This is a genomic window from Acinetobacter sp. Ac8 (assembly GCF_055392545.1).
This window is the reverse complement of the sequence record NZ_AP043689.1, coordinates 1976983-1990805: the sequence shown is the minus strand read 5'-3', so window position 1 is coordinate 1990805 and position 13823 is coordinate 1976983. Positions and strand designations below refer to the sequence as shown.

Below are 13823 nucleotides of genomic sequence, written 5' to 3'. Positions count from 1 at the left end.
ATATCTTTAAAAATCATTTAAACCTTATTTCAAAATAAGAATAAGCAATTCAATTTTTATTAATTTATTGAATATATAAAATCATTATAGTTGTTATCAATACATCTGATACATGATGACTTAGACGTGATTTAAGTCTCAAAAAAGGCAAATGAAATGACAAGTTTAAATCAACAACACTTTACCGAATTAACAACGGCTCAAATTGAAAATATCTTTGAACAAGCAAAACAACGTGTTGAAGATCATTATCTAGAATTTACGGGAACGATTTTGCCTCATGAAGCATGGGCTTTGTTTAAAGCAGGACATGTGGTGATTGTCGACGTACGCACCAACGAAGAACGTAAATTTGTCGGCTATGTAGAAGATACCGTGCATATCCCTTGGGCAACAGGAACTGCGCTGAACCGCAATCCACGCTTTGCCAAAGAACTTGAAACTAAAATTGGAAAAGACAAAATCATTCTACTGCTTTGCCGTAGTGGTAAACGTTCCGCTGCTGCTGCAAATGTAGCTTTTAATGCAGGTTTTGAAAATATTTACAATATCGAACAAGGCTTTGAAGGCGACCTTGATGAAAATGATCATCGTGGTTCTTTTAATGGATGGCGTTTCCACAATTTACCTTGGCGTCAGGAATAAGGCTTTTGCTTTATTCCCCTTATAAATTTTTCCTCGAAAATGGCAATAAAACGCACGCAATAAACCTCAAATTAATCCAATAAATATACAGCGCAATTAAACCCCAAGAGCAAAATTTTTACTTTATTGGAGAAGATAACAACAGCATTTTTAAATCAAACCAGTAATCAATAATTAATTTCCAATACCACCAAGGATTAAAACATGGCTAAGAACCAAGAAGTCACACGCCAAGCGTTGAATGATCAAGCAGCTCGTCAACTTGCCAATGCGACAAAAACAGTACCACAACTCTCCACCATTACACCACGTTGGCTAACACATTTATTGCAATGGACCCCTGTTGAAGCGGGTATTTACCGTGTCAACAAAGTCAGCAATACCGATGACATTCAGGTGGCGTGTACCCAACGTGATGAAGCAACACTTCCACAAACTTTTGTCGACTATGAAGTTAATCCACGTGAATACTTTTTAAATGGTGTTTCCACTGTACTGGATATTCATACCCGTGTTTCTGACTTATATAGTAGTCCTCACGATCAAATCAAAGAACAGTTACGCTTAACCATTGAAACTATTAAAGAACGTCAAGAAAGTGAATTGATCAATAATCCTGAATACGGCTTATTGGCAAGTGTTGCAGATGAACAACGTATTTCCACTTTGACAGGTGCACCCACACCAGATGATTTTGATGATTTACTGCGCAAAGTTTGGAAAGAACCGGGCTTCTTCTTAGCACATCCCGATGCGATAGCGGCTTTTGGACGTGAATGTACCCGTCGTGGTGTTCCACCACCAACTGTGAGTCTATTTGGTTCACAGTTCATCACTTGGCGCGGTATTCCACTGATTCCTTCAAATAAAATTCCAGTTGAAGATGGCAAAACCAAAATTATCTTGTTACGTGTCGGTGAAAAGCGTCAAGGTGTTGTTGGCTTATTCCAACCAGGTCTTGCAGGTGAACAGGCACCGGGCCTATCTGTACGCTTTATGGGCATCAATCGTAATGCAATCGCCTCTTACTTAATCTCCTTATATTGTTCTCTTGCTGTGTTGACAGATGATGCACTCGCTGTGCTCGAAGATGTGGAGGTAGACAAGTACCATGACTATCCAACAACTTACAAATAATCAAGCTACTCCAGATATTTCTTCTGATCATATTGCTGATGCACCCATCAGTGAATCTGTCATTGCACAATTGGCTGCTGAATTTTTTTCGGCTGTGCCCAAACAAAACCCACAAGGTTTTAACTTTGATCTACCCGATCAACGACCTCAAGGTGTTAGCCATCAACCACAGCCTAAAGACCCAATTACTGCATTGTCTGGGCGTATACCTGCCATTGTGCAACAGGCAAATTTAAATCCAGATTCTACACATCACTATGTAGAACCGACCGCCGACCATCCTGAGCGTAGAATTCTATCTTCCTCGCCCATTGTTGGGGGTGCAAATACTCCTGATCCATTTGCGGTCGGACAAAAGCTAGATTTGTCATTGAATCCTACACAAATCACACAACACACTGCACCATCAAACCTAACAACGACTGCGCCACATCAGGCGCAATCGAGTTATTACTTTTTAGATCTGCCTCACCCTGACGTTGCCAGCGCCCAAACAGTAAATACAAATGTGGCTCAAACTGATGTGCTTAAAAATCCATATGCGTTTGATGATTATCATGTGACTGATGACCAGCAATTAAAAAGTGTATTACAAGATCGTAATGACAAACCTGCAACCGCAGCGTCTGGTTATTATTTTCTTCAATCACCTTCCATTGAAGCTGTTCGTCCGCATTCAGATGTGCAAATACCAGCGAATACTCAGAACTATCAACCCATTGATATTTTGCAAATCCGTCGGGATTTTCCCATCCTACAAGAACGTGTAAATGGTAAGCAATTGGTTTGGTTGGATAATGCAGCCACCACCCATAAACCTCAGGCGGTCATCGATCGAATTTCATATTTCTATCAACATGAAAATTCGAATATTCACCGTGCAGCACATGAACTTGCAGCACGGGCCAGTGACGCTTATGAGCACGCACGTGATGTTGTGGCTCGCTTTATTGGGGCTGCTTCAGCAAAAAATATCGTCTTTGTTCGAGGTACAACAGAAGGCATTAACTTAATCGCAAAATCGTGGGGTACGCAGAATATTCAAGCGGGAGACGAAATCATTGTGTCCCATCTTGAGCATCATGCCAATATTGTACCTTGGTACCAACTCAGTAAAGAAACTGGTGCAAAACTCCGTGTGATTCCTGTAGATGATACTGGTCAGATTCAGATTGAGGAATTTGTAAAATTGCTCAATCCTAGAACCAAACTGGTTTCGATTACACAGGTTTCTAATGCCTTGGGTACTGTAACGCCTACTCAAGAAATTATTGCATTGGCGCATGCAGCAGGTGTGCGAGTTTTGATTGATGGTGCTCAGTCTGTTTCGCACATGCCCACCAATGTTACTGCCTTAGATGCCGATTTCTTTGTGTTTTCTGGGCATAAAGTTTTTGGCCCAACGGGTATTGGCGCTGTTTATGCCAAGTCTGAATTACTTGATAGCATGCCTGTATGGGAAGGCGGCGGGAATATGATTCAGGATGTGACGTTTGAGAATGTGGTCTATCAACCTGCACCAAATAAATTTGAAGCAGGTACGGGGAATATTGCAGATGCTGTTGGCTTAGGTGCTGCTTTAGAATACGTAGAAAGTATTGGAATCCATAACATTGCACGTTATGAACATGACTTGCTTGAATATGGTCAACATGCGCTACAAAGTGTTTCTGGTCTACGTCTGATAGGTACTGCATTAAATAAAGCCAGTGTGATGTCTTTTACACTAGCAGGCTATGAAACGGAAGAGGTCGGGAAAGTACTCAACCAGTATGGTATCGCTGTGCGTACTGGGCATCATTGTGCTCAACCGATCTTACGCCGTTTCGGTGTTGAACGTACGGTACGCCCTTCTCTTGCGTTTTATAATACCACTGAGGAAATTGATTTATTGGTTTCAGTATTACATCAGCTGCGCCGTGCTAAACCTTATAAATCCTAATTTTAAACTTTAGCGTTTAATTTTTAGTTCTTAATGATTTTATTGATCGATCATAATCACATGCTTAATTAATTAGGCATGCGATTTTTCGAGGTGGTGATTGTATGATCTATTTTTGAATGGAATGTGTAATTCATCCAATGACTAAAAATATCCTCTCAATTCGATAAAACGCTACACTCCAACAAACTAATTAAGTCGCTATTTAGCTTAAATCAGATTGATTTACCATTATTTTTATCAACCTATTTTTGCAACATTTTTAAGACTATATTACTCATAACTTTAAAATAAATATATCGGCTGTACCTGTTAGTAAGGGCAGTAATTTTTCACGGATGTATTCTTGCTAAAATTTTTACTAATATGCTGGCTCCATATAGCGCGCTTTTTATCAAGCCACTGCAATGCTTCAACATCAGCTAAAGAGGGTTTCGGAGCAAATGGTTTGTAATCTGTCACAAATTTCCCCATCCAACAATAACCAAAAAAATTCTTAGGATCCGTATGGTCTTCTACAACATACTTTTCAGGAAATTGTTGTTCATACGCATACATTGAAAACAGTTTTGCTAATGAGGATTTATATATTGCATCAGAAACTACATTTTTTTTGGTTACATCAGCAGCTCGATATACTGGAATATCGTAACTAATAAACACTTCACTTGTTTCAATATATTTTTGTACAAAGTCCACTTCTGACTCATTTGCAGAACAACCCAAAGTAATAAAAGGTAGTAAAGCAAAGAGAGTTAATTGTCTAAAAATCATATTATTCTATTCATCTCTTATCATATTCTTGCAATTGGGATACTGAACCCTCACCTCGATACGTCCCATCCAAAGTTAATTGCTTAAGCATAGCTGGGTGATAATCAGTGTTAAAAATAGACTTAAAGGTTGCCCTATTTACATAAAGTGGAGAATAACCATTTTCTGCTAATTGCTGAATATTACTCATAGCTTCAGGTAATTTCAGGTTATTTTTAACACCTAAAGCTTTAAATATATCCATTAAGCCAAATGGCGGAACTTTCAAACGCAAAGAAAAAGTAGCTTTTTCAAACTGCATTACAAGCTTGGTCGCATCTTTCAAAGCATGTTTTCGCACATATTGTTGAAACTTTATATACATCATGGTGTTGAATGAAAGCTTATTAATCATTCCATCACCAAATTTATTTATGTCATATTCCAAGCCAAAGCGCAAAGCTAAGAAAAATTCTACCTTATTTATTTCTTGAAGTGCTTTCCAATGATCTTCGTCAAAGAAAAAATTGTAAGGTGCAGCAATGTAGTAATTACCAACTTTAAACGCTGGATTACACGTTACAGTGGGATAGTTACAAACTTCAATACCCTTAGGAAACATACCCTTATCAGTTACAATAACGTCAGCCATAATTTTTTACCCTAAGTCATCATCTAGTGGAGGCATTGGTTTAGAAAGGTCATAAATAATTAGCTCTACTTGTTCCTCTTGATCACCTGAATCAATATGAACTGTATTTCCATCTTCATCAGTTTTCCCCTCAATAACTTCACCGTTTGCACGTTTCAATTGGTATGGAAAATCAACCAACGGTTTCTGAGTAGCTTTATCTAATAATTGATACTGCAAACCAAAATTTGTTGAGATTACTTTATCTATAAAGCTATTTTGTAAAGGCTCTTTTGAGCCTGAAGAACGAATATAAAGAGAACCTTGACTTGTTCCAACAACATGATCTTGTTTAGGTAAAATTTTAGCTCCACAACTTAATAGATCGTCAACGTAAGCGACTGGTTTTCCGTCCATAATAATATGGTTATGACTCGGTTGTATTGTCGACCAGCATTTACACTTAGGACAAAAGTGACCATCCCCTGCACATAGAAATAGATTTCCCATTTGGGATGTTAGCTGTTGAGTTGCTTGAATGATGCCTCCATGATTTGTCATAGAGTTATGAATTGCAAAACCTTTAGCCATGATTAACACCTTCTTGGCACAAAAAGCCTTCAGGGGTCTTATCACCAATAAAGATATTTATAGCTACAGAGATGTTAGGGCTATCTACAATCTCATCACCATTCTCTAAGGAGCTTCCCACCAATGCAGCGGACTGACCATTTATAAGGCAACCCTTGCCAGCTCCTGAAATGATTTTAGAAATTGTCCCATCTGCGTAAATAACATCGTCACCAACTAAAGCAATAGGCAATCCACCTATTCGGCTTTGCAATGCACTCGCTTTAACTAACCCACCATTTTTAGTTTTAGCCCCATTTACCGCAAGGTAATAGATTTTTTTGGGCCTATGTCGAAAATAAAGCTGCTCTGCTTTTATTGTTTGCTTTATGTCTTCTTGAGACATCTGTTTTAACTGTTCAATTGGTAATTCATGTAAAAATTTAGGTTTCGTCATACTTAGTCCAATTATTGTTATTCAATGAAGGCATAAAGATTAAAACATAAGATCAAACATTAAGACAAATTTAATAGAATTGTTAATTGTATTAAATAATGTAAAATTATTTACTCAAATTAATCACAGTCTTTTATCATGCTCATTTTCTAATTATCTGGCTTATTATGTTTATGGCCAATCGCTTTAAGTAATTCACTTACATCTGTCTTGTCTTATAATTTAACAATCACATGCTTGAGCATCTGAATAAAAAAGCGAGATACTACAAAAAATTAAACCTTGTATGTTATTTATGCCTTCAATCAAAAAACTTTTCCTACTATCTAGCTTAATTATAGCAACTCAAGCCTTCGCCTTACCTCAAGACTCACGTCGTGCAGGTGGCATAGCGGTTATTCCTGTTGCTAAAACTGTGTTAAATATCACTTACCAAGATAAACCTGTCTTGATCGTGGATGGTGAAAATGCAGTAAATCATATTGTTTTTGGTATTCCGCTTTCAGCACCATTGGGTACACTGCAATTACAAAGCTCTACAGGCCCAATTAATATTGAAGTGAAGCCATTTAAATATGCTGAGCAACGCCTCAATGTAAAAAATCAGGATTACGTCAATCCAAATCAGGAACAACTTGATCGTTATAGCCAAGAAGCGAAAGAACAAAACAGTGTTTACAGCTCATTTAGCCCTGCACAATGGAAAGACTTTCCAAAATTCATCAGACCTACAGCAGGAAAATTTAGTAATTCATTTGGTCGTAAACGCTTTTTTAATGGTGAAGAGCGTGCCCCACATTCTGGTTTAGATATCCCTGCCCCCATCGGACAAAAAGTGATTGCGCCAGCTGCGGGAACGGTGGTTGCGACAGGCAATTATTTCTTTAATGGAAATACCGTCATGATTGATCACGGACAAGGTCTGATCAGTATGTTTTGCCACCTCAGTAAAATCAATGTAGAAAAAGGGCAAATTTTGAAACAAGGAGATTTATTGGGATTGGTGGGTAAAACAGGACGAGTAACAGGCCCACATTTACACTGGGGAATGAGCTTAAATAATTCCAGAGTTGACCCACAATTATTTTTATCACCTTAATTTAGCAAGAAAAATGCTAAGAAACCTTTGAACGCTTGTTTCAAAAATGCTTATTTTTGAACAAATACACATTTTGTAATAATTTATTTTTTTTAATTTTGATCGGATAAGTCACCAACTTAAGCAGCCAAAACACATTAAAAAAAAGCCAATCTTTTGATTGGCTTTTTTAAAATTAATTCCGTTATTCCGCGGAAATAATTTCAAAATCATGGGTGATTTCAACACCGCCATCGGACAGCATTTTACTTGCTGAGCAATACTTTTCGGCTGATAATTCAACAGCTTTAGCTACTTGCTTCTCTTTTACATCATGCCCTGTTACTACAAAATGTAAATGTATCTTCGTGAATACAGCGGGAATCGTGTCTGCACGATCCGCTTTGAGCTGACAAACAACATTTGTTACATTTTGCCTAGATTTCTTTAAAATGGTCACAATATCGAATGAAGCACACCCACCAAGTCCCATTAATATGAGTTCCATAGGACGTGGTCCACGGTTTTCACCACCATATTCAGCAGAACCATCCATCACAATTTGATGACCACTTTCTGATTTTGCTTCGAAAGCAACATTCTCTAACCAATGAACGCTAGTTTGCATTGCAACTACCTAAAAAAAGCTATAAATTTACGGGGTACCTGTACACTAGCATAAAATGAGTTGATAAGGAATTTCATCTCTACTGCTTCTACGTGACGAGTTCAATTTAGATCAACAGATCTAGTTATTATCCAATTCGGAATTTTTAAGCATGTCTTCTAATTTTGCACAACTTAGTACAGATGCTTTGTCTCCTGGTCAACTACCTGAGTCAGTCAAAGCTTTGCTCAAAAGAGCTCACATCAATCGTTTTCCAAAACGCTCAACGATTATTGATGCAGGTTCAGAGTCAAAATCACTGTATTTAATTTTAAAAGGTTCAGTTTCAATTATTTTACGTGAAGATGATGAGCGTGAAATTGTTGTTGCATATTTGAACCCTGGGGACTTTTTCGGGGAAATGGGATTATTTGAGCAAAATCCACAACGTACTGCGGAAGTAAGAACCCGTGACGTATGTGAAATTGCTGAAATTTCATATGATAATTTCCACGAAATTAGTAAACAATATCCTGACTTAAGTTATGCCGTATTTGCACAACTTGTTCGTCGTTTAAAAAATACAACACGCAAAGTAACTGACCTTGCATTTATTGATGTATCTGGTCGTATTGCACGTTGTTTAATTGATCTTTCAGCACAGCCTGAAGCGATGATCTTGCCAAACGGCCGTCAAATCCGCATTACTCGCCAAGAAATTGGTCGTATCGTGGGTTGTTCCCGTGAAATGGTTGGTCGTGTTCTAAAAACACTTGAAGAACAAGGCATGATCGAAACCGACGGTAAAGCCATCCTTATATTTGATGTATCTTTGGAAGAATCTAATTTTTCTGAAGACGAACTAAGCACAGATGATGAATAAAGCTTGAGAACAAATTTGAGAATTTAATTCCTTAAAGAATTATGTTGAATGGGATAAATATCAAATATTGTCAAAAAGTTAAAATATAGTTTAAAAGCAAACTCCCGAGTTTGCTTTTTTCATGTTGCGATAAATACACAGAGAATTACTGTGAGCTGGGCTCATGACCATGTTATAAAACAAGACCAAGCTAAAATGAGCATTTTATAAAAGAATCAGATAACTTTATCTTATTTTGATAATTAGAAACATTCTTTCACTTAGTTATCAAATTTAAATTACGTTATTATTCTCATAAGATACTGAATATTAATTTTGAAGGACATAAAATGAAGTCAAATCGTTTAGGGCATTCTGATCTTGTGGTCCCTGAAATTTGTTTAGGTACCATGACCTTTGGTGAACAAAATAATCAGAATGAAGCATTTGAACAACTTGCTTATGCACTCGATCAAAATATTCATTTCTGGGATACTGCTGAAATGTATCCCGTACCCCCTAAACCAGAAACACAGGGATCGACTGAAAGCATCATTGGGAATTGGATTGCTCAAAACGGTCAGCGTGACAAACTTATCATTGCCACAAAAATTGCAGGCCCCCAACAAGGTGGCAGTCAAATTCGTGATGGGCATACCAAGTTTATAGAAGCAGAGATCAGTAGTGCTATTGATAGCTCGCTCAAGCGTTTACAAACAGACTATATAGATCTTTACCAACTGCATTGGCCACAACGCCCTGTTAACTTCTTTGGCACGTTGGGTTACAGCAATCAACTCGCAGCACGTACACAAGAGATTACCCCGCTTGCTGAAACCTTAGAAGCACTCTCAAAAGAAGTGAAAAAAGGACGTATTCGTCATATTGGCTTATCCAATGAGACGCCTTGGGGTACCTTAAAGTTTTTACATTTAGCTGAACAATTGGGCTTAGAAAAAATTGTGAGTGTACAAAACCCTTATAGTTTGCTCAATCGTACTTATGAAATTGGGATGTCTGAGATCGCACAACATGAGGGCGTGGGCTTACTCGCGTACTCCCCCTTGGCCTTTGGTTACTTAACTGGAAAGTATCGCCACGGCGCACGCCCTGAAAAAGGACGTATTACGCTTTTTTCTCGCTTTAGCCGCTATAGCAATCCACAGAGCGATTGGGCGACAGAACAATATGCACAGCTTGCAGAAAAACATGGTTTAACACTTACCCAATTAGCTTTAGCATTTATTAAACAACAATTTTTTGTGAGTAGTACCATTATTGGTGCGACTACGCTCGACCAACTAAAAGAGAATATTCAGGCCTTTGATACCCAATTGTCTGAAGAAATCTTATCGGAAATAGATGCGATTCATCAGCAGCAGCCAAACCCCGCACCTTAAGTACTGGTTTTAAAACACGTGTTGTTCTACATTGTTTTCAATAAAAAAGGATGCATAAGCATCCTTTTCTATTCGATAGGTTTTATCAAAAAACTTATCTTCCGCCTCGTGCAGTATAAACTGCCATTGCAGCAGGTAAATTCTTTTTCATTGCATTGATACGATTGACATCAGATGGATGTGTTGACAGTAATGCAGAACCTTTTCCTCCACCCTGTTTCGCCATTTTTTCCCACAAGGTAATTGCCGCTTGAGGATTATAGCCAGCTTTCGCCATCATCATTAAGCCGCCCTCATCTGCACGACTTTCTAAACTACGTGAGTACGGTAAGCCTACCCCGACTTGGCTTCCCAAATCGAGCGCTGCATTACCTAATTCACCAATTTGGCTGCCTGCATAAGATTTACCAATACCAACTGCAAGATTGGTCAACGCTTGCGCACCTAATTTTTGTTTAGAATGTTCCTCTAAAGCATGGGTCATTTCGTGGCCCATCACCGCAGCAACTTCAGCTTCAGATAAATTCAGTCGATTTACAATCCCTGTGTAAAAAACCACTTTACCACCGGGTGCAACATAAGCATTGATTTCATCTGACTTAAGTACTGCCAATTGCCAGTCAAATCTTTGACCCGTTTGGTTCATTTGATCAGCAAAAGGTTTTAATCGAATAAATGCTGCATTCACTTTTTTATAAGTTGCAGAAGTTGTATCTAGAGTCTTATTCAAACGTGCTTCTTGCACTGTTTTATTAAAGCCTTGTGTTGCATTTAAATTAAGCGTTGCAGAATCAGCACCTGCCATATCCGCGATAGTTGAGCACCCTGAAATTGAAATGGCAGTCGCCGCACAAAGACTAAGCATTAATTTATTGTTCATTATAATCAACTCCATGGAGAACAAATAAAAGCATTGTGGATTATATGCAAATGTTACATAAGGATAAATCAATAAAATCCATTAATTCATATTAATTATGTAAGTGAAATATCACAAAAATTGAATCGCCAACCAATATATGAGACAAATTACATTCAGCGTCAAATATATGTTTTTCAATGGAATAATCTTTTGTTCTAAATGTTGATCATTTCTTTTGATCAACAAAAATGCATTCTGGATCAAAATAATAGGAACCAGTACACATGCAACCATCACACTCAGACCAAGCAATGCATTATTGATGATATTCAGATCATTGGTTTGAGCCTGAATAATCAGCATTGCGATCGTTGGAGCACCGCCCATAGCAAAAATCAGAGAATAAAATATCGTGCTCGATATATTCTTTTGCATCCTACAAACTCAATGTGTATCTAAAAATACATTTTAACAAGCTAAACTTGAAAACCTAGTCTAATTGATATCGACTTTAGTCTTTTTTAGCTGTAAATAAAAAGCCCGATTTACATCGGGCTTAGCGTTCTACAATCAAATTACTTTTTAATCACAGATTGATAGATTTGCTTTGCTTCAACCATGTTTTTGTTTAAATCTGAAATACGGTCGTTATTTGATGGGTGTGTTGAAGTGAACTTCTGTACTCCATTATTACTGCCGCCATCGATCTTGTTCATTTTTTGCCAAACACTGATTGCCGCTTCAGGATTATAGCCAGCTTTCGCCATAAGCATTAATCCACCACGGTCAGCAGATGACTCTAAACTACGTGAATATGGCAAACCTACACCATATTTACTTCCGATATCTAAAGCTTGAGTGCCGACTGAGCCCAATTTATCGCCCGCATAAGTTTTGCCCATTTTCACAGCAAAATCTGTAATTGCAGTTGCGCCAGCACCACGTTTAGAATGCTCTTCTAAGGCATGGGTCATTTCATGTCCCATAATGGCAGCAATTTCAGCATCAGTCAGTTTCAATTGATTGACAATACCTGTGAAGAACACAACCTTACCGCCAGGCATGACAAATGCATTGAGTTCATTGGATTTAAGCACACTCAATTGCCAGTCAAATTTTTGACCCGTTTGATTTGCTTGATCTGCAAAAGGTTTCATCTTTAAGAAAACAGCATTAACTCGTTTATATGTTGCAGATGTTGTATCAAGTGCTTTTTGTGCCTTTGCATCTTCAACAAGAAGTTTATAATCTGCTGCTGCATTGAGGTTTAAAGTCGCAGAATCATTACCCGTTAATTCAGCAACAGTGGTACACCCTGTTAAGCCTATAGCCAACCCTAAGCCAAGTAATAGTTTCTTGTTAATCATTATTTTCACCAAATTTCATAGATCTTATTGCAAGCTTCAAAACGAAGCTCAGCTCTTAGCGGCTGAATTATGTTGTATTTTACAAAAAAAATCAAAATATAATCACACTTTATTTAAAACACCTAAAAAGAATAACAATAAAAAAAGCTCCCGTAGGAGCTTTTTTTAAAGATTGAATCAATTAAGCATCAAATGGATGACGCATCACAATTGTTTCGTCACGATCTGGACCTGTTGAAATGATGTCGATAGGACATTCAATCAACTGTTCAATACGTTTTACATAGTTAATTGCATTTTGTGGCAATTGATCCAATGATTTCGCACCAAACGTAGACTCAGACCAACCTGGCATAGTTTCATAAATTGGTTTTAATGTTTCAAATGCAAGCGCATCTGTAGAACCCACACAACCTGAATCCGCAGCTTCATAACCGATACAGATTTTTACTTCTTCCAAACCATCTAAAACATCAAGTTTAGTTAAGCAAATACCTGATAATGAGTTTACATCTACAGAACGACGTAAGATTTCAGCATCAAACCAACCACAACGACGCTGACGACCAGTCGACGCACCGAATTCTGAACCCACAGTACCCAAATGTTTACCAACTGCATCGCCAACATCATTGGCAGCATCATAAACAAGCTCAGTTGGGAATGGACCCGCACCTACACGAGTTGTATAGGCTTTGGTGATTCCCAAAACATAGTCAAGATGCAATGGACCAAGACCTGAACCAGAACTTACCCCACCAGCGGTAGTGTTCGATGAAGTTACATATGGATATGTACCATGATCGACATCAAGAAGTGAGCCTTGCGCACCTTCAAACATGATGTTTGCACCATCTTTACGATAGTCATGCAATGTTGTAATCACATCTAAAACTAATGGCTTAACCACTTCGCGCCATTGATCACAAAGTGCCAATACATCTTCAACTTTAACGGCTTCAACACCGAAGAATTGAGTCAATTGGAAGTTATGGTATTCAAGAAGCTCTTCAAGCTGTGCTTTAAGATGTTCACCACCACGTACTAAATCCGCAACACGGATCGCACGACGAGCAACTTTATCTTCATAAGCAGGACCAATACCACGACCCGTTGTACCGATTTTGGCATTACCACGTTTTTTCTCACGCGCTTGATCAAGTGCAATATGGTGAGGAAGAATCAACGGACAGTTTGGAGAAATACGCAGACGTTCACGAACGGGTACGCCTTCTTTCTCAAGAATATCCATCTCTTTGATCAATGCTTCAGGTGAAAGTACAACACCATTGCCAATTAAGCAAAGTACGTTTTCACGTAAAATACCTGATGGAATGAGGTGAAGAACTGTTTTCTTACCACCAACGACGAGCGTATGCCCTGCGTTATGTCCGCCTTGATAACGTACTACCGCAGCTGCTTGATCTGTGAGCAGGTCAACGATTTTACCTTTACCTTCGTCGCCCCATTGGGTACCGAGTACCACAACACTTTTGCCCATAATAGCCTCAT

General features: G+C 38.3%; 15 protein-coding genes. 6 read left to right on the top strand and 9 right to left on the bottom strand.

Features of this window, described 5'->3' with window-relative positions; all coding sequences use genetic code 11:
* The first annotated feature begins 156 nt into the window (after window positions 1-156).
* The 3 genes from ACZ5QH_RS09280 (at window position 157) to ACZ5QH_RS09270 (ending at window position 3724) form a co-directional block, all read left to right on the top strand.
* The gene (locus ACZ5QH_RS09280) at window positions 157-645 is read left to right on the top strand and encodes a rhodanese-like domain-containing protein (RefSeq protein ID WP_004820984.1); all 489 of its coding nucleotides are present in this window, start codon (window positions 157-159) and stop codon (window positions 643-645) included.
* 204 nt (window positions 646-849) lie between these two features.
* On the top strand, window positions 850-1782 hold the full coding sequence (locus ACZ5QH_RS09275) for a family 2A encapsulin nanocompartment shell protein (RefSeq protein WP_004721119.1): 933 nt from the start codon (window positions 850-852) through the stop codon (window positions 1780-1782).
* Window positions 1757-3724 carry a family 2A encapsulin nanocompartment cargo protein cysteine desulfurase gene (locus tag ACZ5QH_RS09270; protein ID WP_303577059.1) on the top strand — a complete coding sequence of 656 codons (1968 nt, stop codon included), beginning with the start codon at window positions 1757-1759 and terminating at the stop codon, window positions 3722-3724. Before ACZ5QH_RS09275 ends, ACZ5QH_RS09270 begins: the two co-directional genes overlap by 26 nt.
* A 312-nt stretch (window positions 3725-4036) precedes the next feature.
* Here the strand turns inward: ACZ5QH_RS09270 and ACZ5QH_RS09265 are convergent, their stop codons facing one another.
* From ACZ5QH_RS09265 to ACZ5QH_RS09250, 4 genes are read right to left on the bottom strand one after another with little or no spacing between them, the layout of a single operon-like run.
* On the bottom strand, window positions 4037-4498 hold the full coding sequence (locus ACZ5QH_RS09265) for a hypothetical protein (RefSeq protein WP_303577058.1): 462 nt from the start codon (window positions 4496-4498) through the stop codon (window positions 4037-4039).
* 10 nt (window positions 4499-4508) lie between these two features.
* Window positions 4509-5129, bottom strand: coding sequence for a hypothetical protein (locus ACZ5QH_RS09260; RefSeq protein WP_303577057.1), 621 nt, complete (start codon window positions 5127-5129; stop codon window positions 4509-4511).
* 6 nt (window positions 5130-5135) lie between these two features.
* On the bottom strand, window positions 5136-5699 hold the full coding sequence (locus ACZ5QH_RS09255; RefSeq protein ID WP_303577056.1) for a PAAR domain-containing protein: 564 nt from the start codon (window positions 5697-5699) through the stop codon (window positions 5136-5138).
* On the bottom strand, window positions 5692-6135 hold the full coding sequence (locus ACZ5QH_RS09250) for a PAAR domain-containing protein (protein ID WP_303577055.1): 444 nt from the start codon (window positions 6133-6135) through the stop codon (window positions 5692-5694). The genes ACZ5QH_RS09255 and ACZ5QH_RS09250 overlap by 8 nt, the downstream gene beginning before the upstream one ends.
* Window positions 6136-6430: 295 nt before the next feature.
* Between ACZ5QH_RS09250 and ACZ5QH_RS09245 the strand changes: the two genes are divergently transcribed.
* Complete coding sequence (locus ACZ5QH_RS09245) at window positions 6431-7234, top strand: peptidoglycan DD-metalloendopeptidase family protein (protein ID WP_462934256.1); 804 nt, start codon at window positions 6431-6433, stop codon at window positions 7232-7234.
* A gap of 184 nt (window positions 7235-7418) precedes the next feature.
* On the opposite strand, the gene ACZ5QH_RS09240 is transcribed toward ACZ5QH_RS09245, so the two are convergent.
* On the bottom strand, window positions 7419-7841 hold the full coding sequence (locus ACZ5QH_RS09240) for an OsmC family protein (protein WP_004721138.1): 423 nt from the start codon (window positions 7839-7841) through the stop codon (window positions 7419-7421).
* 151 nt (window positions 7842-7992) lie between these two features.
* Between ACZ5QH_RS09240 and crp the strand changes: the two genes are divergently transcribed.
* Window positions 7993-8703, top strand: a complete 711-nt coding sequence (gene crp, locus ACZ5QH_RS09235) for a cAMP-activated global transcriptional regulator CRP (RefSeq protein WP_004721139.1) — start codon at window positions 7993-7995, stop codon at window positions 8701-8703.
* 329 nt (window positions 8704-9032) lie between these two features.
* On the top strand, window positions 9033-10082 hold the full coding sequence (locus ACZ5QH_RS09230) for an NADP(H)-dependent aldo-keto reductase (RefSeq protein ID WP_303577053.1): 1050 nt from the start codon (window positions 9033-9035) through the stop codon (window positions 10080-10082).
* Window positions 10083-10176: 94 nt separating this feature from the next.
* Here ACZ5QH_RS09230 and ACZ5QH_RS09225 read toward each other — a convergent pair whose 3' ends face one another.
* From ACZ5QH_RS09225 to ACZ5QH_RS09210, 4 genes are all read right to left on the bottom strand, one after another.
* The gene (locus ACZ5QH_RS09225; RefSeq protein WP_004721143.1) at window positions 10177-10962 is read right to left on the bottom strand and encodes a M48 family metallopeptidase; all 786 of its coding nucleotides are present in this window, start codon (window positions 10960-10962) and stop codon (window positions 10177-10179) included.
* A gap of 111 nt (window positions 10963-11073) precedes the next feature.
* Window positions 11074-11379, bottom strand: coding sequence for a hypothetical protein (locus ACZ5QH_RS09220; RefSeq protein WP_004820960.1), 306 nt, complete (start codon window positions 11377-11379; stop codon window positions 11074-11076).
* Window positions 11380-11519: 140 nt separating this feature from the next.
* Window positions 11520-12311, bottom strand: a complete 792-nt coding sequence (locus tag ACZ5QH_RS09215; RefSeq protein WP_004820958.1) for a M48 family metallopeptidase — start codon at window positions 12309-12311, stop codon at window positions 11520-11522.
* A gap of 181 nt (window positions 12312-12492) precedes the next feature.
* A complete protein-coding gene (locus ACZ5QH_RS09210; protein ID WP_004721148.1) occupies window positions 12493-13812 on the bottom strand; it encodes an adenylosuccinate synthase in 1320 nt (439 codons plus the stop codon).
* Between the last annotated feature and the right edge of the window lie 11 nt (window positions 13813-13823).

Bases quoted from the DNA above. Each gene is read 5' to 3' on its own strand.
- ACZ5QH_RS09245 (WP_462934256.1), top strand. From the start codon at position 6,431: ATGCCTTCAATCAAAAAACTTTTCCTACTATCTAGCTTAATTATAGCA.
- crp (WP_004721139.1), top strand. From the start codon at position 7,993: ATGTCTTCTAATTTTGCACAACTTAGTACAGATGCTTTGTCTCCTGGT.
- ACZ5QH_RS09275 (WP_004721119.1), top strand. From the start codon at position 850: ATGGCTAAGAACCAAGAAGTCACACGCCAAGCGTTGAATGATCAAGCA.
- ACZ5QH_RS09240 (WP_004721138.1), bottom strand. From the start codon at position 7,841: ATGCAAACTAGCGTTCATTGGTTAGAGAATGTTGCTTTCGAAGCAAAA.
- ACZ5QH_RS09250 (WP_303577055.1), bottom strand. From the start codon at position 6,135: ATGACGAAACCTAAATTTTTACATGAATTACCAATTGAACAGTTAAAA.
- ACZ5QH_RS09225 (WP_004721143.1), bottom strand. From the start codon at position 10,962: ATGAACAATAAATTAATGCTTAGTCTTTGTGCGGCGACTGCCATTTCA.
- ACZ5QH_RS09210 (WP_004721148.1), bottom strand. From the start codon at position 13,812: ATGGGCAAAAGTGTTGTGGTACTCGGTACCCAATGGGGCGACGAAGGT.
- ACZ5QH_RS09265 (WP_303577058.1), bottom strand. From the start codon at position 4,498: ATGATTTTTAGACAATTAACTCTCTTTGCTTTACTACCTTTTATTACT.
- ACZ5QH_RS09255 (WP_303577056.1), bottom strand. From the start codon at position 5,699: ATGGCTAAAGGTTTTGCAATTCATAACTCTATGACAAATCATGGAGGC.
- ACZ5QH_RS09230 (WP_303577053.1), top strand. From the start codon at position 9,033: ATGAAGTCAAATCGTTTAGGGCATTCTGATCTTGTGGTCCCTGAAATT.
- ACZ5QH_RS09220 (WP_004820960.1), bottom strand. From the start codon at position 11,379: ATGCAAAAGAATATATCGAGCACGATATTTTATTCTCTGATTTTTGCT.
- ACZ5QH_RS09270 (WP_303577059.1), top strand. From the start codon at position 1,757: ATGACTATCCAACAACTTACAAATAATCAAGCTACTCCAGATATTTCT.
- ACZ5QH_RS09280 (WP_004820984.1), top strand. From the start codon at position 157: ATGACAAGTTTAAATCAACAACACTTTACCGAATTAACAACGGCTCAA.
- ACZ5QH_RS09215 (WP_004820958.1), bottom strand. From the start codon at position 12,311: ATGATTAACAAGAAACTATTACTTGGCTTAGGGTTGGCTATAGGCTTA.
- ACZ5QH_RS09260 (WP_303577057.1), bottom strand. From the start codon at position 5,129: ATGGCTGACGTTATTGTAACTGATAAGGGTATGTTTCCTAAGGGTATT.